Annotated in this window: 20 protein-coding genes; 7 read left to right on the top strand and 13 right to left on the bottom strand. The window is 70.9% G+C overall.

The genetic code is table 11. The features are described 5' to 3' along the window. The first annotated feature begins 20 nt into the window (after nt 1–20). Nucleotides 21–428, top strand: a complete 408-nt coding sequence (locus tag BMX97_RS18545) for a DUF2000 domain-containing protein (RefSeq protein WP_091752810.1) — start codon at nt 21–23, stop codon at nt 426–428. Nucleotides 429–445: 17 nt separating this feature from the next. On the opposite strand, the gene BMX97_RS18540 is transcribed toward BMX97_RS18545, so the two are convergent. Beyond that, nucleotides 446–1,747, bottom strand: coding sequence for an MFS transporter (locus tag BMX97_RS18540; RefSeq protein WP_091752809.1), 1,302 nt, complete (start codon nt 1,745–1,747; stop codon nt 446–448). Nucleotides 1,748–1,839: 92 nt separating this feature from the next. Here BMX97_RS18540 and BMX97_RS18535 point away from each other — a divergent pair, with 92 nt between their 5' ends. Beyond that, a complete protein-coding gene (locus BMX97_RS18535; RefSeq protein ID WP_091752808.1) occupies nt 1,840–2,442 on the top strand; it encodes a TetR/AcrR family transcriptional regulator in 603 nt (200 codons plus the stop codon). Nucleotides 2,443–2,593: 151 nt separating this feature from the next. Beyond that, on the top strand, nt 2,594–3,502 hold the full coding sequence (locus tag BMX97_RS32930) for a CYTH domain-containing protein (protein ID WP_091752807.1): 909 nt from the start codon (nt 2,594–2,596) through the stop codon (nt 3,500–3,502). 331 nt (nt 3,503–3,833) lie between these two features. Here BMX97_RS32930 and BMX97_RS18525 read toward each other — a convergent pair whose 3' ends face one another. From BMX97_RS18525 to BMX97_RS18475, 11 genes are all read right to left on the bottom strand, one after another. Then, nucleotides 3,834–5,138: an O-acetylhomoserine aminocarboxypropyltransferase/cysteine synthase family protein gene (locus BMX97_RS18525; RefSeq protein WP_091752806.1), complete on the bottom strand. Its 1,305-nt coding sequence runs from the start codon at nt 5,136–5,138 to the stop codon at nt 3,834–3,836. A gap of 25 nt (nt 5,139–5,163) precedes the next feature. Next, the gene (locus tag BMX97_RS18520) at nt 5,164–5,619 is read right to left on the bottom strand and encodes a response regulator (protein WP_091752805.1); all 456 of its coding nucleotides are present in this window, start codon (nt 5,617–5,619) and stop codon (nt 5,164–5,166) included. 112 nt (nt 5,620–5,731) lie between these two features. Next, nucleotides 5,732–6,940, bottom strand: coding sequence for a sensor histidine kinase (locus tag BMX97_RS18515; RefSeq protein ID WP_091752804.1), 1,209 nt, complete (start codon nt 6,938–6,940; stop codon nt 5,732–5,734). A gap of 167 nt (nt 6,941–7,107) precedes the next feature. Continuing rightward, nucleotides 7,108–8,385: an O-acetylhomoserine aminocarboxypropyltransferase gene (locus BMX97_RS18510; RefSeq protein ID WP_060846685.1), complete on the bottom strand. Its 1,278-nt coding sequence runs from the start codon at nt 8,383–8,385 to the stop codon at nt 7,108–7,110. A 233-nt stretch (nt 8,386–8,618) separates the two neighbouring features. After that, nucleotides 8,619–8,891 (bottom strand): hypothetical protein, encoded by a 273-nt coding sequence (locus tag BMX97_RS18505; RefSeq protein ID WP_091752803.1) that lies wholly within the window; start codon nt 8,889–8,891, stop codon nt 8,619–8,621. A 139-nt stretch (nt 8,892–9,030) separates the two neighbouring features. Continuing rightward, a complete protein-coding gene (locus tag BMX97_RS18500; protein WP_060846687.1) occupies nt 9,031–9,231 on the bottom strand; it encodes a Trm112 family protein in 201 nt (66 codons plus the stop codon). Nucleotides 9,232–9,302: 71 nt separating this feature from the next. Beyond that, nucleotides 9,303–9,971 carry an LON peptidase substrate-binding domain-containing protein gene (locus BMX97_RS18495; protein WP_091752802.1) on the bottom strand — a complete coding sequence of 223 codons (669 nt, stop codon included), beginning with the start codon at nt 9,969–9,971 and terminating at the stop codon, nt 9,303–9,305. A 139-nt stretch (nt 9,972–10,110) separates the two neighbouring features. Further along, the gene (trxA, locus tag BMX97_RS18490; RefSeq protein WP_091752801.1) at nt 10,111–11,019 is read right to left on the bottom strand and encodes a thioredoxin; all 909 of its coding nucleotides are present in this window, start codon (nt 11,017–11,019) and stop codon (nt 10,111–10,113) included. 294 nt (nt 11,020–11,313) lie between these two features. Beyond that, nucleotides 11,314–11,802 (bottom strand): Lrp/AsnC family transcriptional regulator, encoded by a 489-nt coding sequence (locus BMX97_RS18485; protein ID WP_060846690.1) that lies wholly within the window; start codon nt 11,800–11,802, stop codon nt 11,314–11,316. 51 nt (nt 11,803–11,853) lie between these two features. Then, entirely contained in the window at nt 11,854–12,777 is a 924-nt protein-coding gene (locus BMX97_RS18480; protein WP_091752800.1) for an ROK family protein, read from the bottom strand. A 5-nt stretch (nt 12,778–12,782) separates the two neighbouring features. Next, nucleotides 12,783–14,129: a dicarboxylate/amino acid:cation symporter gene (locus tag BMX97_RS18475; RefSeq protein WP_091752799.1), complete on the bottom strand. Its 1,347-nt coding sequence runs from the start codon at nt 14,127–14,129 to the stop codon at nt 12,783–12,785. 694 nt (nt 14,130–14,823) lie between these two features. Between BMX97_RS18475 and ssb the strand changes: the two genes are divergently transcribed. From ssb to BMX97_RS18455, 4 genes are all read left to right on the top strand, one after another. After that, nucleotides 14,824–15,408, top strand: a complete 585-nt coding sequence (gene ssb, locus BMX97_RS18470) for a single-stranded DNA-binding protein (protein ID WP_091752798.1) — start codon at nt 14,824–14,826, stop codon at nt 15,406–15,408. Between the two features lie 256 nt (nt 15,409–15,664). Continuing rightward, entirely contained in the window at nt 15,665–16,915 is a 1,251-nt protein-coding gene (locus BMX97_RS18465; RefSeq protein WP_143074650.1) for a TadE/TadG family type IV pilus assembly protein, read from the top strand. A gap of 30 nt (nt 16,916–16,945) precedes the next feature. Beyond that, nucleotides 16,946–17,395: a TadE/TadG family type IV pilus assembly protein gene (locus tag BMX97_RS33340; RefSeq protein WP_091752796.1), complete on the top strand. Its 450-nt coding sequence runs from the start codon at nt 16,946–16,948 to the stop codon at nt 17,393–17,395. A 344-nt stretch (nt 17,396–17,739) separates the two neighbouring features. Then, a complete protein-coding gene (locus tag BMX97_RS18455; protein WP_091752795.1) occupies nt 17,740–18,213 on the top strand; it encodes a hypothetical protein in 474 nt (157 codons plus the stop codon). Between the two features lie 131 nt (nt 18,214–18,344). On the opposite strand, the gene BMX97_RS18450 is transcribed toward BMX97_RS18455, so the two are convergent. Then, nucleotides 18,345–20,516 carry a malate synthase G gene (locus tag BMX97_RS18450; RefSeq protein ID WP_091752794.1) on the bottom strand — a complete coding sequence of 724 codons (2,172 nt, stop codon included), beginning with the start codon at nt 20,514–20,516 and terminating at the stop codon, nt 18,345–18,347. Nucleotides 20,517–20,703 lie beyond the last annotated feature (187 nt).

Below are 20,703 nucleotides of genomic sequence, written 5' to 3'. Positions count from 1 at the left end.
CCCCCGCAGGGAGCGTTTCGATGTTCGACACCAAGGTGGCCATCCTGGTCCGCGACGACCTCGCCGTGTGGCAGAAGCTGAACGTCACCGCCTTCCTGGCGACCGGCATCGCCGGTGCCGTGCCGCAGGCGATGGGCGAGCCCTACCGCGACGCCGCCGGGCGCACCCATGCCCGGCTCCTCGGCCAGCCGATCCTGATCTTTTCCGCCTCCGCCGAGGTGCTGCAGCGGGCCTGGCAGCAGGCGATCCAGCGCGACCTCACCCGCAGCGCCTATGTCCGGGCGATGTTCGAGACCGGGCACGACGCCGCCAACCGCGAGGTCTTCCGCGCCGAGCCCGCCGACGCGCCCGACCTCGTCGGCCTCGCCCTCCACGGCCCGAAGAAGGACGTCGACAAGGCGACGAAGGGGGCGGCGCTGCATCCGTGACGGGCGGGCCGCCCCCGTCAGGCCGCCGCCACCGGCGCCGCCCGGCGCATCCGGCCGATCATCAGCGACATCAGCGCGGCCATGAGAGCCGTGAGGCCGGCGGCCAGGAACGCCTCGAGGTAGCGGCCCTCCGAGGCCCGCACCAGGCCGGCGCCGAAGGCCGCGGTCGCCGCGCCGAGCTGGTGGCCGGCGGCGATCCAGCCGAACACGATCGGAGCGTCGCGCTCGCCGAAGGTCTCGTTGGCGAGCCGCACCGTCGGCGGCACCGTGGCGATCCAGTCGAGGCCGTAGAACACCGCGAAGATCGACAGGCTGTAGAACGAGAAGTCGGTGAAGGGCAGCGCCATCAGCGACAGCCCGCGCAGGCCGTAATAGACGAACAGGAGCTTCCGCGGGTCGTAGCGGTCGGTGAGCCAGCCCGAGCCGGTGGTGCCGATGAGGTCGAAGATGCCCATCATCGCCAGGAGCCCGGCGGCCCGCACCTCGGGAATGCCCTGGTCGGCGCAGAACGAGATCAGGTGGGTGCCGACCAGCCCGTTGGTGGTGAGCCCGCAGATGAAGAAGGTGCCGAACAGGAGCCAGAAATCGCCCTTGGCGCTCGCCCGCACCAGCCCGTCGATCGCGGCCCGGAACGGATTGGCGCGGCGCGGCGGCTCGGCGACGGTGCCGGGGGCGGCGCCGTAGGGGGTGAGGCCGATATCGGAGGGTCGCTCCGGCAGAAGCCAGGCGACGAGCGGGATCAGGGCCGCGACGGCGCAGGCCACCGTGAGCACCACCGGGCGCCAGCCCCCGGCCTGCGCGATCGCCGCGAGGCCCGGCAGGAAGATCAGCGTGCCGGTGGCGGTGCTGGCGGTCAGAAGCCCCATGAACAGGCCGCGGCGCACGGCAAACCAGCGGTTCACCACGGTCGCGCCGAGCACGATGGCGACGCAGCCGCTGCCGAGGCCCGACAGCACGCCCCAGGTGGCGACGAGGTGCCAGGGCTCGGTCATCAGCGCGCTCAGCGCCGTCGAGGCCGACATCAGGGCGAGCGCGCAGAGCAGCGTGCGGCGGATGCCGAAGCTCTGCATCAGGGCCGCCGCGAACGGCCCGACGAGGCCGTACAGGAAGATGCCGAGGCCGGCCGAGAACGAGGTGGTGGAGCGGCTCCAGCCGAAGGCCTGCTCGAGCGGCAGGATCAGCACGCCGGGCGAGGCCCGCAGGCCCGCGGCCGCGAGCAGGCAGAGGAAGATCACCCCCACCACCACGAAGGCGTAGTTGCGGCCGAAGGGCCGGGGCCTCGGCGGGGCGATGCCTCGCGGCGACACGGTCGAACTCATGCTGGGACACCCCTCCCCGAATCGTGCTAACATGGTACGTACCGGTCAGTAACATCGTCAAGGGCATCGGGCGCAGGATGGGAGTGACGGGGATGGCGGACGGGACCTCGGGGGACGGGCGCGACGGGAGCGGGCCGGCCCGGGCCGGCGACCGGATCCGGGCGGCCGCCCGCGAACTCTTCTACAGCCGCGGCATCCGCGGCGTCGGGGTCGACGAGATCGTGGCCCGGGCCGGGGTGACGAAGCCGAGCCTCTACCGCGGCTTCGCCTCGAAGGACGCCCTGGTGGTCGCCTGCCTGGAGGATTACGACGCCGGCCTGCGCCGGCGCCTCGACGAGGCGCTGGCGGCCCATCCGGGCGACCCGCGGGCGGGCCTGGTGGCGTTCCTGTCCGGCATCGCCGGGCGCAGCGCCCGGCCGGGCTTTCGCGGCTGCGGCCTCACCAACGCCCTCGTCGAGTACCCGGAGGCCGACCATCCGGCCCGCGCCGCGGTGCTCGCCAGCAAGCGCGCCCTGCACGCCCGCCTCGCCGAGGTCGCCCGCACGATCGGCGCCCGGACGCCGGAGCCCCTCGCCGACGCCCTGCTGCTCCTGATCGAGGGCGCCTTCGCCTGCGGCCAGATCTTCGGGGCCGAGGGGCCGAACCGCTCGCTCGCCGTCGCCGCCGAGGCCCTGATCGCCGCGAGCCTGGAATGATGCCCCGCATGGGCGCTCCGTGACGCGAAAACGGTCAATAAATCCGCGACATCACCGTCCCGGCCTTGATTCCGTTGTCCCGTTGAGCCGATACGCGAGAGTTGACGCCGATCGCGGTCGTTGAGGCCGCGACCCCCGTGGAGTTGAGCGTATGACCCTCGTACGACGTTTCCAGGTCGCGCCGGCGCTGGTCCGCCTGATCCGCAAGGAGCGCGGCTCCTCCCGCATCACCGAAGGCTACTTCCCGTCCCAGTCGGGCCGCACCTCGTTCGTGCGCGTCGACGGCGGCCAGTGCCACCTCGTCCTCGTCACCTCCGACGGCGGCGCCGCCACCGAGGAGCGCACCGAGGTGCCCCGCGCCCACGGCGACGCGCTCCTCGACGTCTGCGCCGGCCGCGCCGCCTACGACCGCACCCAGGTGGCGCTCGGCAACGGCCGCGACGCCCTGATCGACCGCTACGTCGCCCCCGGCACCATCGACGTGGTGACGGTGACGTTCGACAACCCCGACGAGGCCAACGGCTTCCCGGCGCCGCCGTGGTTCGGCCCCGAGGTCACCGCCGACCCGGGCTACGAGGGCCGCAGCATCGCGCTCCAGGGCGTGCCGCAGCCCGGTGAGATCGGCCTGTCCAACGCCGCCCTCGACGCGGTGCTCGACCTGATCGAACCGCGCTACGGCTTCGGCCGCTACGCCGCGCCGCGAAGCGGCGGCGAGGAGGCCGGCATGGCGAGCGCGCTGCGCCGCATCGCGACGCCCCCGGCGCCCGAGCCGCCCCCGCCCCCGCCGCCGGAGCCCGAGCCGGTCCACGAGCCGGTGCCGGAACCGGCCCATGAGCCGGCGCCCCCGCCGCCCCAGGCCGAAGCCGAGCCCGCCCACGAGCCCGCGCCGCCCCCACCCCCGCCGGAGCCGCCGCAGGACACCCGCATCGACGACGTGATCGAGAGCCTGTCGCAGGCCCTCGGCGCCGCGGTCCCGGGCGGAGACGCCGCCCGCGACGACGGCGCCCCGGCCTTCGAGCGCTGGACCGTGCGCCCGCGCCGGACCCAGCCGACGCCCTGAGCAGAATCCGGGGACCGTCCCGTCCGCGCTGCACGGCGGGATGGGACGGTCTCGGGAGGCTCGGCCCGAATCCGGACCAGGTCACGGCAGCCAGTTCCCGACCTCATCCTGGGGTGTCAGTCCATCGATGATGGACCGACTTCGAAGGAAGGTTCCAGCAATCTCTCCGCTGGCTGGGGGCCTCCTTCGAGGTCAGTCGATTTTCAATCGACCGACACCTCAGGATAAGGTCGCGAAGTGGGGAAAAGCCCCTTTCGAGACATCGGCCCCGTCACTCAAGCAAACTCCTGGTCGATCGAAAATTCACTGATCTCGGCACAGGCGCCCGGGCTCAGGCGAGCGCGTCCAGCGACTGCGCCACGTCGGCGATCAGATCCTCGACCGATTCGAGCCCGATCGACAGCCGCACCGTGTCGGGGCCGACCCGGGCGGCCTCCTTGTCGGCGGCGGGGAGCTGGCGGTGGGTCGTGGTCGCCGGGTGGATCGCCAGGGACTTGATCTCGCCAATATTGACGAGGTGCGAGATCAGGTTGAGCCCGGTGATGAACTTCTGCGCGGCCGCCTCGCCGCCCTTGAAGCCCACGGTGAAGATCGAGCCGGCGCCCATCGGCGAATAGCGGTTCGCCATCGCCTCGCCGGGCTGGCCCGGCAGGGACGGGTAGCTGACCCAGGCGACCTTCGGATGGTCCTTCAGGAAGGCCGCGACGGCGCGCGAGTTGGCGCAGTGGCGCTCCATGCGCAGCGGCAGGGTCTCGGTGCCGGTGAGCGTCAGGAAGGCGTTCATCGGCGACAGGCCCGGGCCGAGATCGCGCAGGCCGAACAGGCGGCAGGCGACCGCAAAGGCGGTCTCGGGGAAGCGCTCGGAGACGACGAGCCCGTCATAGTCCGGCCAGGGCTCGTTGATCAGGTTGTAGCGGCCGGTGCCCTTCCAGTCGAAGCGGCCGCCGTCGCAGACGATGCCGCCGATCACCGTGCCGGAGCCCGACAGGAACTTCGAGGTCGAGTGGACCACGATGTTGGCGCCGTGCTCGATCGGCCGGATCAGGGCCGGGGAGGCCAGCGTGTTGTCGACGATGAGCGGCAGGCCGTGCTTGTGCGCCACCGCGGCGACGCCTTCGAGGTCGATCACCGTGCCGCAGGGGTTCACGATCGACTCGCAGACGACCGCCCGGGTCTTGTCCGTGATCGCCGCCTCGAAATCCTCCGGCGTCAGCCCCCGGGTGAATTGCGGCACGAGGTCGTAGCGGCCCTCGAGCCGCCGCATCAGGCCGAGCGAGCCGCCGAACAGCCGCGAGGAGGCGACGTAGGCGTCGCCCGAGCGCATCAGCGTCATCAGCACGAGCAGCATCGCCGACTGGCCCGAGGCCACGGCGACCGCCGCCTTGGCGCTCTCCAGCGAGGCGACCCGGCGCTCCAGGGCCGCCACGGTCGGGTTCGAGCCGCGGGAATAGGAGAACCCGGTCGCCCGCATGGCGAAGATGTCGGCGGCCTGCTCGTTCGATTCGAACACGAAGCCGTTGGTGAAGTAGATCGGCTGCGCCCGGGCGCCGGTGGCCGGGTCGGGGGCGGTGCCGGCATGGACCGCCCGGGTCGCGAAATGCAGCTCGGTGGGGCGCGGCTTGGTCGGGTCGGTCATCGGGGTCGTCCGTGGAAGGGGCGGCTCAGGCGGCGCGGCGCACGGTGGCGTGCAACGTCCGCACCAGGGCCGAGGGCGCGTAGGGCTTGGGGATGAAGCGGGCGCCGGGGGGCATGTCGTGGGGGCCGGGGCTGCCCATGCCGGAGACCACCAGCACCGGGATCCGCGGCCAGCGCCGCGAGACCAGGCGGGCGAGGGCGAAGCCGTTCATCGAGCCGAGGGGCATGTCGACGTCGGTCATCAGCACCTCGACGTCGGCGCGGCTCTCCAGCACCGCGAGCGCCTGGTCGGCGTGGGGCGCCTCCAGCACGGTGAAGCCGGCTTCCGCCAGGGTGTCGGCGGCCTCCATCAGCAGAAGGCCGTCATCCTCGACGAGGAGCACCACCGGCGGGGCGTCGGCCTCCTCCCGGCGCAGGTCTTCGCCCTGACGGGTTTCTCCATGGAGAAGCTCCTGGGGCGGTCGGTCCGGATCAGATGTCATCGCGGGCAATGCGGGCGGGGGCGGATGGTTGCGGCCGAAGGGATGGTGCCTATGGGTCCGCATTCCCCGGGTCAAGCACGGCCGGGAGACGGATCGGCGGCGCCGATGGGCCTCAGGCCGCGCCGTCCTGGAGCGCGGCGAGCGGCGCCTCCAGCTCCATCTCGGCGCCCTCGGGCGGAAACCGCAGGGCGACGCTCCCGCCGAAGCTGTGCACCAGGCTGCGCTCGATCAGCCGCGAGCCGAAGCCGCAGCGGGTGGGCGGCACGACCGGGGGACCGCCGCTCTCCCGCCAATGCAGGCGCAGCATGGCCCGTCCGTCGCCCGCGGGCGGCGGGGCGGCATCGAGGATCGTCCAGGCGATCGCGACGCGCCCGGTCGGGCTCGACAGGGCACCGTACTTCGCCGCGTTGGTGGCGAGTTCGTGCAGCATCAGCGACAGGGTGAGGACCGCCCGCGGCCCGAGCGCCACGGGAGGCCCGACGGCGGCGCAGCGGTCCTGCACCGCGTCGATATGCGGCGCCATCGCGCCCGCCACGACGGCCGCGAGGTCGGCCTCCGCCCAGGCGCCGCGGATCAGCACGTCGTGGGCGTCCGCCAGCGCCATCAGGCGGCCGTTGAAGGCGTCGGTCGCGGCCTCGAGGCTGGTGGCGCTGCGCAGCGTCTGGGCGGCGACCGCCTGGACGAGGGCCAGGGTGTTCTTCACCCGATGGGCCATCTCCTGCATCAGGAGCGCCTGCTGCTCCTCGGCCCGGTGCGCCTCGGTCACGTCGCGGGCCACCGTCAGCAGACGCTCGGGCGCGCCGTCCGCGCCCTGGATCGGCGAGACCACCACGTCCCACCAGCGCGGGGACTCGGGCGGGCCGGAGGGCGCACGGAAGCGTCCCGTGCGACCGGCCCGGGCGGCGGCCAATGCGAGGTCCGCGGCCCGCCGGTCGGTGGGCTCGGGCCAGGCTTCCGCCCACGGGGTGCGAGCCTCCGCTTCGGCGGCGTTCGCCCGGCCGCCCTCGCTGCGCCACTGGACCGTGCCGTCGAGGGCGAGCACCTGGATGTCGTCGCGGCTGGCGGCGAGGAGCCGCGCGGTGAAGGCCTCGCTCGCCCGCAGCTGCGCGTTCAGCTCCTCGGCGGTGGCGAGCCGGGTCTCCCAGTCGGGGGCGGGAACCGGTGGCGGGATGACGGACGGCTCGGCCGCCGGGGCGGTCCGCCGCGGCCGCCGGGCCTCGCGCAGCAGGGCGCGCAGGCGGAGGATCTCCTCGCGGATCTCGCGTTGCCGCGCGGGCCCGTCGCCGGCCGGGGGACAGGCGTCGGTGTCGTGGACGACCATCGCACCAGCCTCCAGGCCCGCCGGACTCCGGGCCCACCCGGGCGGCCCCGCGTCCCGGCCCATTCGCGCCGAACCCGGACGTGCCCCAATAGATCACGGGGCCGGGCCTGACGGCAATGGCGATGCGTCGCCGCAGCGGCCCCGCGGGGCCGCTGCGCGCGGGCGTCCTACGCGAGGGCCTGGTCGAGGTCGGCGATCAGGTCGCCCGCATCCTCGATGCCGACGGAGAGGCGCACCACCTCCGGCCCGGCGCCGGCCCGGGTCTTCTGCTCGTCGGTGAGCTGGCGGTGGGTGGTCGAGGCCGGGTGGATCACCAGCGAGCGGGTATCGCCGATATTGGCGAGGTGCGAGAAGAGCTTCAGGTTCGAGACCAGGGCCACGCCCGCCTCGTAGCCGCCCTTGAGGCCGAAGGTGAACACCGCGCCGGCACCGTGCGGGCAGTAGCGCTTGTGCAGCTGGTGGTAGCGGTCGGCCTCGAGGCCCGGATAGCTGACCCACGCCACGGCGGGGTGGCGGCTCAGGTGCTCGGCCACGGTCTTGGCGTTGTCGGAGTGGCGCTGCATGCGCAGCGGCAGGGTCTCGATGCCGTTGATGATCAGGAACGCGTTGAACGGCGACAGGGCCGGGCCGAGGTCGCGCAGGCCGAGCACCCGCACGGCGATGGCGAAGCCGAAATTCCCGAAAGTCTCGGACAGGACCATGCCGGCATATTCCGGCCGCGGCTGCGACAGCATCGGGTAGCGGGCGTCGCCCGCCCAGGTGAACGAGCCGCCGTCGACGATCAGGCCGCCGATCGAGTTGCCGTGGCCGCCGAGGAACTTGGTGGCCGAGTGGACCACGATGTCGGCGCCGTGCTCGAAGGGGCGGATCAGGTACGGCGTCGCCATCGTGTTGTCGACGATGAGCGGGATGTTGTGGCGCTTGGCGACGGCGGAAATCGCCGCGATGTCGGTGATGACGCCGCCCGGGTTGGCGATCGACTCGATGAAGATCGCCTTGGTGCGCGGCGTGATCGCCGCCTCGAACGAGGCCGGGTCGTCGGTGTCGGCCCAGACGACGTTCCAGCCGAAGTTCTTGTAGGAGTGGTTGAACTGGTTGATCGAGCCGCCGTACAGCTTGTTGGCGGCGACGAACTCGTCGCCCGGCTGCATCAGGGCGTGCATCACCAGGAACTCGGCGGCGTGGCCCGAGGCCACCGCCACGGCGGCGGTGCCGCCTTCGAGCGCGGCGATGCGCTCCTCCAGCACCGCGTTGGTCGGGTTGGTGATGCGGGTGTAGATGTTGCCGAAGGCCTGCAGCCCGAACAGCGAGGCGGCGTGGTCCACGTCGTCGAACACGAACGAGGTGGTCTGGTAGATCGGCGTCGCCCGCGCGCCGGTGGCGGCGTCCGGCGCCGCGCCGGCATGGATCGCGAGGGTGTTGAAGCCGGGCAGGCGGTCGGTCATGGCGTCCTCGGGCGTCGGTCTCTGGCCGACGTGCTTAGGACCCGCGGCGGGCGCGGGTCAAGCGGCGCCGTTCGCCGATTCGCGAAGGAGTTTCAAACCATTACGGGGCCGTACCGCGTGTCGCGGCGGCGCCGGAGAAGCACCGTCCAGGAATCGCCGCGATCCCGAAAGATCGATCTCCGTCGGTCCGGGGCGGGGCGGACGGAACACCTCCGTTCGCCCCGCGATCCGCCTCAGCGATAGTGGCGGTGCCGGCGATGGGAGCGGTCGTGGCGGCCGCGCAGGCTGGTGCGGTAGGCGCGCCGGCCGGGATCGATCCCCAGCACGCCGTTGACGCCGCCGACGGCGCCGCCCACCGCGCCCCCGACGATGCCGCCGACCGGACCGGCGACGCGGTTGCCCTCGCGGGCGCCCCGCTCCATGCCGCCGGGAATGCCCTGCGCCTCGGCGGCGCCGGCGAGAGCCAGGGTCGAGAACGCGAGGGCGGCGATGAGCCTGAGCTTCATGATCGTCACTCCGAGGGGCCGGCACGGTGCCGGCCCGGCGGGGGACCAACGGCCGAACCGCCCGGAAGGTCGCGGGCGGATCCCGCGATCGGCCGGGGTCGTTACCGAAACGTCACGGGCCGGGCGTGGCGGCGGGCCGTCAGTCGGCCAGCTGGCGCGCCTCTTCAGGCAGCATGATCGGGATGCCGTCGCGGATCGGATAGGCGAGCTTGGCCGAGCGGCTGATCAGCTCCTGGCGGGCGGCATCGTAGTCGAGCCGCTCCTTGGTCAGGGGGCAGACCAGGAGCTCGAGCAGCTTGGGGTCGATGCGGGCGGCCTCGGCGGCGGGGGAATCGGTCATGGGGGTCCTCGAAGGTGCGTCCGGGTGGTCCGGCGGGGCGTGTGCCGGGACGCCTTAACCCAAAGCCCGTCCTATTGCAGCGTCGGCTCGCCGCCCGCTCCCCGCACCAGCTCCATCTCGGTGACGGCGATCAGCACCTCGGCCCGGGTCTTGAGGTCGGGGGCCTCCAGCATCGCCTGCTTCTCGCGCGCGCCGAACGGGCTCATCATGCAGAGCGCGTTGACCAGCGCCTCGTTCGGCGCCTCCTCGATCCCCGCCCAGTCGACCTTGAGGTCGTTGGCGTCGACGAAATCGCGCAGAGCCTTCAGCACGCCGGCGCGGTCCACCGCCTCCTCGCCGGCCCGGGCGTGGAAGTCGCTCTCGAAGGGGGCGAAGGTCACCTTGCAGCGGCGGTAGCCGGTCGTCGTGGAGAGCTCCTCCTCGACCCGGAAGCGGGCGATGCCGGTGAGCGAGATCAGGTAGCGGCCGTCGCCGGTCTCGGCGAACTGGGTCACCCGGCCGGCGCAGCCGACGCGGAAGAGTTTCGGCGAGAGCGGCGTCTCGCCGGATTCCGAATCCGGCTGGATCATGCCGATCACCCGGTCGGTGCGCAGCGCGTCGTCGATCATCGCGAGGTAGCGCGGCTCGAAGATATTGAGGGGCATCTGGCCCCGCGGCAGCAGCAGGGCGCCGGGGAGCGGAAAGACCGGGATCACGACCGGGCAGTCGGCCGGTCCCTTGTAGGCGACGTTCATGCTCATCGGCGTCGCTCCCGCGAAACGAAGGGGATCCGGGCCCGCGACGGCGGGCCCGGGATCGCGCCCCTTGTTCTAGGGCGCCGCCCTCCGGCGAGGATACCTGTCCGGCGTAAATGCCGCGCCGGCGGGCCCCGCCGACGGATCAGGAGAACATCAGGGTCGAGAGCTTGCGCCGGCCGCGGATGGTCATCGGGTCCATCGGGCCCCAAGCCTCGAAGAGCTGGAGGAGCTGCTTGCGGGCACCGTCCTCGTTCCAGGTGCGGTCGCGGCGGACGATCTCGATCAGCTGGTCCACCGCCTCCTGCTGCTGGCCCTTGGCGTTGAGGCCCAGCGCCAGGTCGAACCGGGCCTGGTAGTCGGCCGGGTCGGCCTCGATCCGGCGCTGGAAGCCGGCGAGGTCGCCGAGGGAGGCCGCCTGCTCGGCGAGCTCGATCGCCGCCCGCACCGCGGCGATGGCCGGGTCCTTGGCGGCCTCGGGCGGCGCCGAATCGAGGAACTGGCGCGCGCCCTCGACGTCGTCGCGGTCGAGGATCAGGCGGGCGAGCGCCGCGATGGCGCCGGCATGGCCCGGCTCCTGGCCGAGCACGGCGGCGTAGATCTCGGCGGCGGCCTCGGTGTCGCCGGCCTCGGCGGCGGCCTGCGCCTCCACCATCAGGTCCTCGACCGCGGTGGGGCCGAGGGGGCCGACCAGGCGCTCGATGAAGGCCTTGATCTGGCCCTCAGGCAGGGCGCCCATGAAGCCGTCGACCGGCTGGCCGCGCTGGAACGCGATCACCGCCGGGATCGACTGGATGCCGAGCTGGCCGGCGATCTGGGGATGCTCGTCGATGTTCATCTTGACGAGCTTCACCTTGCCGCCGGCATCCTTGACGGCCTTCTCGATGATCGGCGTGAGCTGCTTGCACGGCCCGCACCACGGCGCCCAGAAATCCACCAGCACCGGCTGCTGCAGGGATTCCTGCATCACGTCCTGCCGGAAGGTCGCGGTGGTGGTGTCCTTGATCAGGGCGCCCGCAGGGGTCTGGCCGGCCGCGGGAGTGTCGGTGAGCATCGATGACCTCGGGAGAACGGCCTTCACGTCGCGAGCCCGGAGGGCCCGCCGGACAGATGGGGTAGACCGTCCGCCCCGGCCAGGGCAAGGTGCAAGGACGTGCGCGGGAACTTGCGCGGGAACTTGCGCGAGAAAACAGCGCGAGCCTGCGCAGAGACGGAAAGCTACCCCCGCAGTGCCGGCGTGGAGAGGGGGCACCGGGCTATCGCCGGGCGTGCCCGGCATCGTCCATCTCCATCTGCGGCCTCGGGACGAGGGCACGGACGGGGAGGTCCGGGGATCGTCCCGGCCGCGTCAGCCCTTCAGGTGATCCAGCGGCAACGCCGTCGTGTACTTCACCTGATCGAGCGCGAAGCTCGACCGGATCTTGGCGACGCCGGGGATGCGCGTGAGGTGATCGACGATGAGACGCTGGTACTCGGCCAGGTCCTCGACCACCACCCGCAGCATGTAGTCGGCCTCGCCGCTCATCAGGTAGCATTCCATCACCTCCGGCCGGTGGCGGATGGCGTCGGAGAAGGCCTGGAGGGCGGCCTGGGTCTGCTTCTCCAGCGAGACGTGGACGAAGACGTTGACGTGCAGGCCGAGCGCCTGCGGGTCGGCCACCGCGACGCAGCGCCGGATGATGCCCCGGGCCTTGAGGTCGGCGACCCGGCGCCAGCACGGCGAGGTCGAGAGGCCGACCGCCTCGGCGAGGTCGCCGATGCCGACCTCGCTGTCCTGCTGCAGGTGCTCGAGGATGCGGATCGAGGCCGGATCGAGGTCGACGGGTCTGGCCGGCACAGGCGATCTCCCGAGGCGCGAAAGGCGGTCGACGAGACCGGTTAGCACGCCTCAGGCGGCAGGCGCATCCTCCCCGTTCCACAGCCATGCCGCCCCGCGCACGCCCGAGGCGTCGCCGTGGCGGCTCTGCCGGATCGGCGTGGCGAAGCCGCCGCCGAAGATGTGGGGGGCGACGCGCTCCGGCAGCGCGTCGTAGATCTCGGGGATCGTCGAGAGGCCGCCGCCGAGCACGATCGCGTCCGGGTCGAGCACGTTGACGACGCCGGCGAGGCCGCGCCCGAGCCGGTCGAGCCAGCGCCCGAAGGTCGCAGCCGCCGCCGCGTCGCCGGCCCGCATCGCCGCGACGATCGCCTCGCCGCTCATCGCCCGGTCGGTGCGCCGGGCGTGGTCGGCGGCGAGCCCCGGCCCGGAGAGCCAGGTCTCGAGGCAGCCGTGGCGACCGCAATAGCAGGCCGGGCCCGGGCGCTCGTCGTCGCCGGGAGAGGGCAGCGGGTTGTGGCCCCACTCCCCGGCGATGCGCTGGCGCCCGGAGAGGGCACGGCCGGCGAGCGCGATGCCGGACCCGACCCCGGTGCCGAGGATCACCGCCCAGACGACCGCGAGGCCTTCGCCCGCCCCGTCGACGGCCTCGGACACCGCCAGGCAGTTGGCGTCGTTCTCGAGCCGCACCGGCCGTCCGAGGACGTACGAGAGGTCGTCGCCGAGCGGCCGGCCGTTGAGCCAGGTCGAGTTCGCGTTCTTGACGCGGCCGGTCCCCGGCACGAGCGCGCCGGGGATGCCGACTCCCACGGTGCCGGTCGCGCCGGCCGCGTGCTCGAGCGCCCCGACCAGCGCCGCGATGGCCCGGAGCGAGGCGTCGTAGTCGCCCCGCGGGGTCGCGACGCGCCGTTCGGCCAGGACCCGGCCGGATCCGTCGAGGGCGATCCCGGCGATCTTGGTGCCGCCGAGATCGATGCCGATGCGCAGCTGTGCCATCCCGCCTACGGCGCGACCGGGACCGGCTTCTCGTCGGCGATCTCGGTGCCGATGGCGAGGGGATTGGCCATCACCTCGCGCAGCTTGACCGGATCGAGCTCGCCCTCCCAGCGGCTGACCACCACGCAGGCGACGCCGTTGCCGACGAGGTTGGTGAGCGCGCGGCACTCCGACATGAACTTGTCGATGCCGAGGATCAGCGCCATCGCGGCGACCGGGACCGGGTTGCCGGGAATGGCCGCGAGCGTGGCGGCGAGCGTGATGAAGCCGGCGCCGGTGACGCCCGAGGCGCCCTTCGAGGTCAGCATCGCGACCGCGATGATGGTGGCGTACTGCCCGAAGCTGAGATCCGCCCCCACGGCCTGGGCCAGGAACAGGGTGGCCAGCGTCATGTAGATGTTGGTGCCGTCGAGGTTGAACGAGTAGCCGGTCGGGATGACGAGGCCGACGACCGAATCCGAGGCGCCGAGCCGCTTCATCTTCTGCATCATGTGCGGCAGCACCGTCTCGGACGACGAGGTGCCGAGCACGATCAGGAGCTCGTCCTTGATGTAGGCCAGGAACTTGAGGATCGAGAAGCCGGAGAAGCGCGCGATCAGCCCGAGCACCACCAGCACGAACAGGAGGCTCGTCAGGTAGAAGGTGGCGACGAGGCCGGCGAGGTTGCCGAGCTTGCCGATGCCGTACTGACCGATCGTGTAGGCCATGGCGCCGAAGGCGCCGAGCGGCGCGAGCTTCACGATCATGCCGATGATGCGGAAGAAGATCTCGCCCGCCGCCTCGATGGCGTGGATCGCCGGCTTGCCGCGCTCGCCCAGGCCCGTGATGACGACGCCGGTCAGCACCGAGATCAGCAGGATCTGCAGGAGGTCGCCGCCCGCGAAGGCGTCGAAGTAGCTCTTGGGGATGATCGCCATGATGTGGGCGACCGTGGAATCGGCCTGCGCCTTGCTGACGTAGCCGGCCACCGCCTTGGCGTCGAGCTGCGCCGCCGTGGCGCCGAAGCCGGCGCCCGGCTGCACGATCTCGCCGACGATCACGCCGATGACGAGGGCGAGCGAGGACACCACCTCGAAGTAGATCAGCGCCTTGAGGCCGACGCGGCCGACCTTCTTGAGGTCGCCGATCGACGCGATGCCGTGCACGATGGTGCAGAAGATGATCGGCGCGATCATCATCTTGATGAGCGCGATGAAGGCGTCGCCGAGCCACTTCATCGCCTTGGCGGTGTCGGGGGCGACGTAGCCGAGCAGGACGCCGAGCGCGATGGCGATCAGAACCTGGATGTAGAGGACCTTGTACCAGGGCTGCGACGAGCCCGGGGCCGTCGCGGACGGCGTGGCGTGCTGCATGTTCGTTCTCTCCCCACGGTGCCGGCCGCCTTCAGGTCGGCCGTCGCGGTGCGGCCTTCGCCGCATATTCAACCGGAATACGTTCGACGGCCGGAACCCACCGACGGTCCGGCCCGCTCGTTCATCGACGGACACCCGCTGACGTCTCCGGCGGTCGTCCTGCCGGCCCTGGGACCGGTGGCGCGGCATGCAGCGTGGGAGTAGCGACGTCAACGCCCTCGCGGCATGTTTCGGCACTCCGCCACGAGTTCAGCGCGCTGGCAATCCCGCCCCGGCTAAAATTTACGTCAGCCGAGACTTGCCCGACACACTGGCGGCGGATCGGAGCCGGGACGCGGCCTGCTCGCGACGAGGCGGAACCTTGCGGCAGCACGGCTTGGAGCGGGCGACGCACCGCAAGCGCGCGTGGACGACTTCACGGCACCGGCCGGACAGGACGGATGATTGTCCCGACCGGGCTCTCGTAGTGCAGGCCGCCCGTCGGGGCGCGCCGACGGAGCTTGCCTCGCTCGACGAACAAATGTAGAACACATTCGGGCCTCGGCGATGTGTGTTTCGGGCACAAGGCGCCCCCTCCCCTTGCCGGGCCCGGCCGGTTCGGCCCAACTCGCAGGACCGATGCGGTGGTCCGCGGCGTCGGGCGGGCCTGCGCCGAAGCGAACGCCCGAGTGAGATGGAACGAGAGGAGAGCGGAATGGCGGGCAGCGTGAACAAGGTGATCCTGGTGGGCAATCTCGGGCGCGACCCCGAGACCCGCCGGCTGGCCTCCGGCGATCCGGTGGTGAACCTGCGCCTGGCCACGTCCGAGTCCTGGAAGGACAAGGCGAGCGGCGAGCGCAAGGAAAAGACCGAGTGGCACTCGGTCGTGATCTACAACGAGAACCTGGCCCGCGTCGCCGAGCAGTACCTGCGCAAGGGATCCAAGGTCTACGTCGAAGGCCAGCTCCAGACCCGCAAGTGGCAGGACCAGTCCGGCGTCGAGAAGTACACGACCGAGATCGTGCTGCAGCGCTTCCGTGGCGAGCTGACCATCCTCGACGGCCGCGGCGGCGGGGCCGAGGGCGGCATGGGCGAGATGGGCGCCGACGACATGGGCGGCGGCCAGATCAGCCGCGGCGGTGACTACGGCGGCGGCGGCGGCGGTGGTGGCAGTGGCGGCGGCCGCAGCTCCGGCGGGCGCTCGTCGTCCGGCGGCGGTGGCGAGCGGCGCCCCGCTCCCGCATCCGGCGGCGGCAACCAGAAGCGCTATGACGACCTGGACGACGACATCCCGTTCTAGAGCACTTTTCGACGAGACGGCTTCAGGCTCGTCGAAAAAATTACTGCAAGATCGATAACCTGGAGCAGCGCCCGGCCACGACATGGCCGGGCGCTGCGCCGTTCCGAGCAAGGCGCGACAGGACGACGTCCGTTGAAACAACCGAGAATCAATAATCTCGGTACAAGCGCAAGCTCTAATACCGAATTAATACTTGTTAAATAATTTAGGAAGACAGTCCCGCGGCGTTTGGATCGAACGACCCGCGGAGACAAGGATGCGTTTCGAGTCCACGAGGCGCCACGGATTCATGGGCGACCGGGGGGGCATCACCACCGTCCTGTTCGGCATCCTGCTGCCGATCCTCATGGTGGGCATCGGTGGCAGCATCGAGATCTCGCGCGCGGTCGAGTACAAGCAGAGGCTGATCTCGGCGACCGACCTGAGCTGCCGACAGGCCGAGGTCTACGTCGAGAGCCTGACCGGTCTGAGCATGCCGAGCGGCTACGGCGCGACGGTCCAGTCCTACGCCGACAAGAACCGGTCGGAGCGGGGCCTGACCGCGACCGCCCAGATCACCGCGACGCCGACGGTATCCTCCACGGTGCTCACCACGCCGCCGCTGAGCGTCCGTCCGGGCAACATCCACGTCGTGGCGACCGGGAGCGTCGGGCTGTTCTTCAAGAAATTCCTCAACAAGGACAGCGTCGACTTCTCCGTGACGCGCGACTGCAACGTCCAGGCAGCGTCCTCGTCCGGCCCGCCGACGATGATGATGTCCGAGTCGTTCGAGGGCTACGCCTCGCAGCTGGTCGGCGGCTGGGCGGTGTTCGGCACGATGTCGCAGGCGAACTGCACCAGCTCGATCTGCCAGGGGAAGTCATGGGGAACGACGAATGCCGGTGTCGAGGTCGACCAGCTCTCGGCGATCACGACCGGCGACGGCGTCCAGTACGGCAAGTCCTTCGCCGAGCTCGACAGCGATTGCAGCAATCAGGTCGGCACCCGCACCACGGCCCAGCAGAATGCCTGCACGCGGGGCAACAACACGACGAACTCGTCGATCAACATGATCTTCAACCTCGCGGTCGGCACCTACGAGGTCCGCTACGTCTATACGGCGCGCAAGAACGTCGGGGCGTACCAGTACCCGAACGATGCGATCATCTGCTCGAACCCGAAGGACACCGACGGCCTGACGCGCGACGGCGACGTGGCCAAGAACGCGGCCGGCACGAGCACGGTCGCCCTCGACGGGCAGACCCGGCGCATCGAGCTCTGGGTCGAGCCGAAATCGAGCGGCTACAAGTCGGACGACCAGGCCCTGACCGCCACCACCGACCCGACTTATGTCAAGCAGTACATGACCGACGTCTGCATCTGGTCGAAGACCTGGATCGAGAGAAGCTATAAATTCAGCGTCACCAAGCAGCAGGATTATCGGATCTCCTGGCGTGCGGCCGGGCTCGACGACAGCTTCGGCGGGTTGATCGACTATCTGCGCTTCTGCCAGAACTCATGCCCTTGACGTGGCCGCCCCTTCCTCCGAGAACCTGCGATGACCTCCGCAGCCAAGATGCTGAGATGCCGGTCGGGCGCGACGGCGGTCGAGTTCGCTCTGATCGCCTTTCCGCTGCTGATGCTCGTGCTCGGCTTGCTGCAATTCGTGATCTACTGCTACCTCCAGCAGACGATCAGCGACGCGCTGTATCAGTCGGCCTCGGAGCCGGAGGCGGAGCTCCTGGCCCGGGACAAGCCGGGCTACAAGGCGAAGATCTGCGCCAGAATCGCCTTCACCCAGAGCTGCCTGAACCAGGCCAGCGGCATCACGATCGAGGCGATGAAGCTTCCCGACGTTCCGACGGCGTCGACCGCGATCACCGGGACCAGCTTCGACACCGGCGCGAGCCAGGACGTCATCGTGCTGCGCGCGGCGATGGCGGCCCCGCGCCTCGTGCCGCTCGTCCCGCAGCTGGTCGCACGGGAATCGGTGGTGTTCCGGCGCTAAGCAGACTTGCGTTGGGCAGACTTGCGTTGGGCAGACTTGCGTTGGGCAGACTTGCGTTGGGCAGACTTGCGTTGGCAGGCCAACGCTTCGCCCGCTTAGGTTCATGTTTTGTCGCAGATTTTCGGCGCCGAACCGGCAACCACTTCGGCGAAATCTGCTTGGAGCATCGTCCGGCGAAGCGGATCCCGGTTCGTCGCGGATCGTGCGGTGGCGTCGATCACCCAGAGCCGCGTCCGATCGCAACGCGATGGGGTGCGGCCCGGGGAGAGCGGCTGCACGGCCCGGCGAGCGGACTGGCGAGCGGCCTGTGCGGGTTCGTGCGGGGCAGCCGGGGAACGGCGTCGGTGGAGTTCGCCGTCATCAGCAGCCTGGCGCTGCTGATGTTCATGGGAACGCACGACATCGTCTTCATGGTCAACACGAAGCGGGACGTCGACCGGGCCTCGGTGGTGATCGCGCGGGCGATGTCCACCTGCCAGAACTCGAGCTGCATGTCGGACATGATCGACGCCTACATCAAGCGCCGGGCCAACACCTTCGTGCGCTATCCGAGCGCGACGATCGATATGTTCATGCTTCAGAAGAGCGGCGGGTCGGTCAAGGTCTGCTCGGGCACGAGGACCGCCCTGACGGATGCCGACGTGCTCGCCTCCGCCGGCAACATCATGCGGGACGGCGACATCGGCGCCGCCGTCATCATCAGCAGCACCTACAATTCCGTGCTGCCGAGATTCGTGAAGAGCTACATCAGCCCGTCGGGCGTCTCCTACCGCGGCTACGCCATCGACGTGATGACGAACGCGAACGCGGTCTGCTGACGGGCCCTCCGGACATCGCCCGGGAAAAGTGTCGCCGACGAGTTCCCGGGAACGGGACGGCGGAACCGCCCGCCGGCCCGGAACCCCTGATCGGGCGCCCGCCGCGGCGGGCGCCCTCCCCTCTCGCGTCTTCAGGCCGGCGCGCCCGCGGCCTTGGCCTCGCGGCGCCGGGCGTGCAGCACGTACTCGGTGTAGCCGTTGGGCTGGATGCGGCCCTTGAACACCAGGTCGCAGGCGGCCTGGAAGGCGGGACCGTCGAAGCCCGGCGCCATCGGGCGGTAGAGCGGGTCGCCGGCGTTCTGGCGGTCCACGACCTTGGCCATGCGCTTCATCGTCTCCATCACCTGCTCCTGCGACACCACGCCGTGGTGCAGCCAGTTGGCGATGTGCTGGGACGAGATCCGCAGGGTGGCGCGGTCCTCCATGAGGGCCACGTCGTGGATGTCCGGCACCTTGGAGCAGCCGACGCCCTGGTCGATCCAGCGCACGACGTACCCTAAGATGCTCTGGACGTTGTTGTCGATCTCCTGCTGCACGTCGTCGGGGGCGAAGTTCGAGCGGGCGAGCGGCACCTGCAGGATCTCGTCGAGGGCCGAGCGCGGCCGGCGCGCCAGCTCCTGCTGGCGGGCCTTCACGTCGGTCTCGTGGTAGTGCAGCGCGTGGAGCGTCGCGGCGGTCGGCGAGGGCACCCAGGCGGTCGAGGCGCCGGCCTTCGGGTGGGCGCCCTTCTGCATCAGCATGTCGGCCATCGCGTCGGGCGCCGCCCACATGCCCTTGCCGATCTGCGCCCGGCCGAGCAGGCCGCAGGCGAGGCCGACATCGACGTTGTTCTCCTCGTAGCCCTTGATCCAGGGCGTGCCCTTCATGTCGTTCTTGCGGATGACCGGGCCGGCCTCCATCGAGGTGTGGATCTCGTCGCCGGTGCGGTCGAGGAAGCCGGTGTTGATGAACACCACCCGCTCGGAGGCCGCCTTGATGCAGGCGGCGAGGTTGACCGTGGTGCGGCGCTCCTCGTCCATGATGCCCATCTTCAGCGTGTTGGGCTTCAGGCCCAGCATCGCCTCGACGCGGGTGAACAGCTCGACCGCGAAGGCGACCTCGTCGGGCCCGTGCATCTTCGGCTTGACGATGTAGACCGAGCCGCGGCGGCTGTTGCGCAGGCCCGTGCTCTTGAGGTCGTGGATCGCGATCAGCGCCGTCACGGCGGCGTCGAGCATCCCCTCCGGCACCTCGGCGCCGGACTCGTCCAGCACCGCGTCGGTGAACATGTGGTGGCCGACGTTGCGCACCAGCATCAGGGAGCGGCCCGGCACGCTGACCTCGCCGGCGCCGTCGGGCGCGGTGTAGGTCCGGTCGGGGTTGAGCTTGCGCTCGAAGCGCTTGCCGTCCTTCTCGACCGGGGCCGAGAGGGTGCCGTTCATCAGGCCGAGCCAGTTGCGGTAGACCACGACCTTGTCGTCGGCATCGACCGCCGCGACCGAATCCTCGAGGTCCATGATCGTCGAGACCGCGGACTCGACCAGGATGTCGGCGACGCCCGAGGCGTCGAAGCGGCCGATCCGGTGGGTGCGGTCCAGCACGATCTCGACGTGCAGGCCGTTGTGGCGCAGGAGCAGCGCGTTGGGCGAGCCGGCCTTGCCGCGATAGCCCGCGAAGGCGTCGGGCCGGGCGAGCGGGATGGTGTCGCCGGTGTTCATGTTGCCGACGAGCTGGCCGCCCTCGACCGCGTAGGTCACCACGTCGGCGTGGCGGCCGCCGGCGAGCGGCACGGTGCGGTCGAGGAAGGCGCGGGCGCGGGCCACGACGCGGGCGCCGCGGGTGCGGTTGTAGCCCCCGCCCCTTGTCGCGCCGCCCTCCTCAGACACCGCGTCGGTGCCGTAGAACGCGTCGTAGAGCGAGCCCCAGCGGGCGTTGGCGGCGTTCAGCGCGTAGCGGGCGTTCGAGGTCGGCACCACGAGCTGCGGGCCGGCGATGGTGGCGATCTCGTCGTCGACGTCGTCGGTGCGCACCTGCACCGGGCCGGGATCGGGCAGGAGGTAGCCGATCTCGGCGAGGAAGGCCTTGTAGGCCGCCTCGTCCACCGGCTTGCCGGCGCGCTCGCGGTGATACGCGTCTATCTTCTCCTGCAGGGCGTCGCGGGTCGCGAGCAGGGCGCGGTTGCGGGGCGCGAGGTCGCGCACGAGGGCCGCGAGACCGTTCCAGAACGCGTCGGGGGCGACCCCCGTACCCGGCAGGGCCTCGTCGACCACGAAGTCGTGCAGCACCCGGGCGACCGACAGGCCACCGATCGTCTTGCGATCCATCATGTTCCTCCCGCGGGCAACCGCACGTGCCGCGTCACGGTCCCCTTAACAGGCGATGGGGATGCCAGAAAGTCGGGGTCCCGCATGAAGGCCTCACGGCGGGAGCGGCGAATGGGAGCGGCGAAACGGACGGGCCGCGACGGGATGAGACGGGGTGACGAAAACGTAATGCAGGAGGTGAGCGAAA

Origin of the sequence: Methylobacterium sp. ap11, assembly GCF_900110515.1 — a bacterium.
In the GTDB taxonomy this organism is placed as follows: domain Bacteria; phylum Pseudomonadota; class Alphaproteobacteria; order Rhizobiales; family Beijerinckiaceae; genus Methylobacterium; species Methylobacterium ajmalii.
The sequence above is the reverse complement of the archived record's forward strand: the minus strand, read 5'-3'. Positions and strand labels throughout refer to the sequence as shown.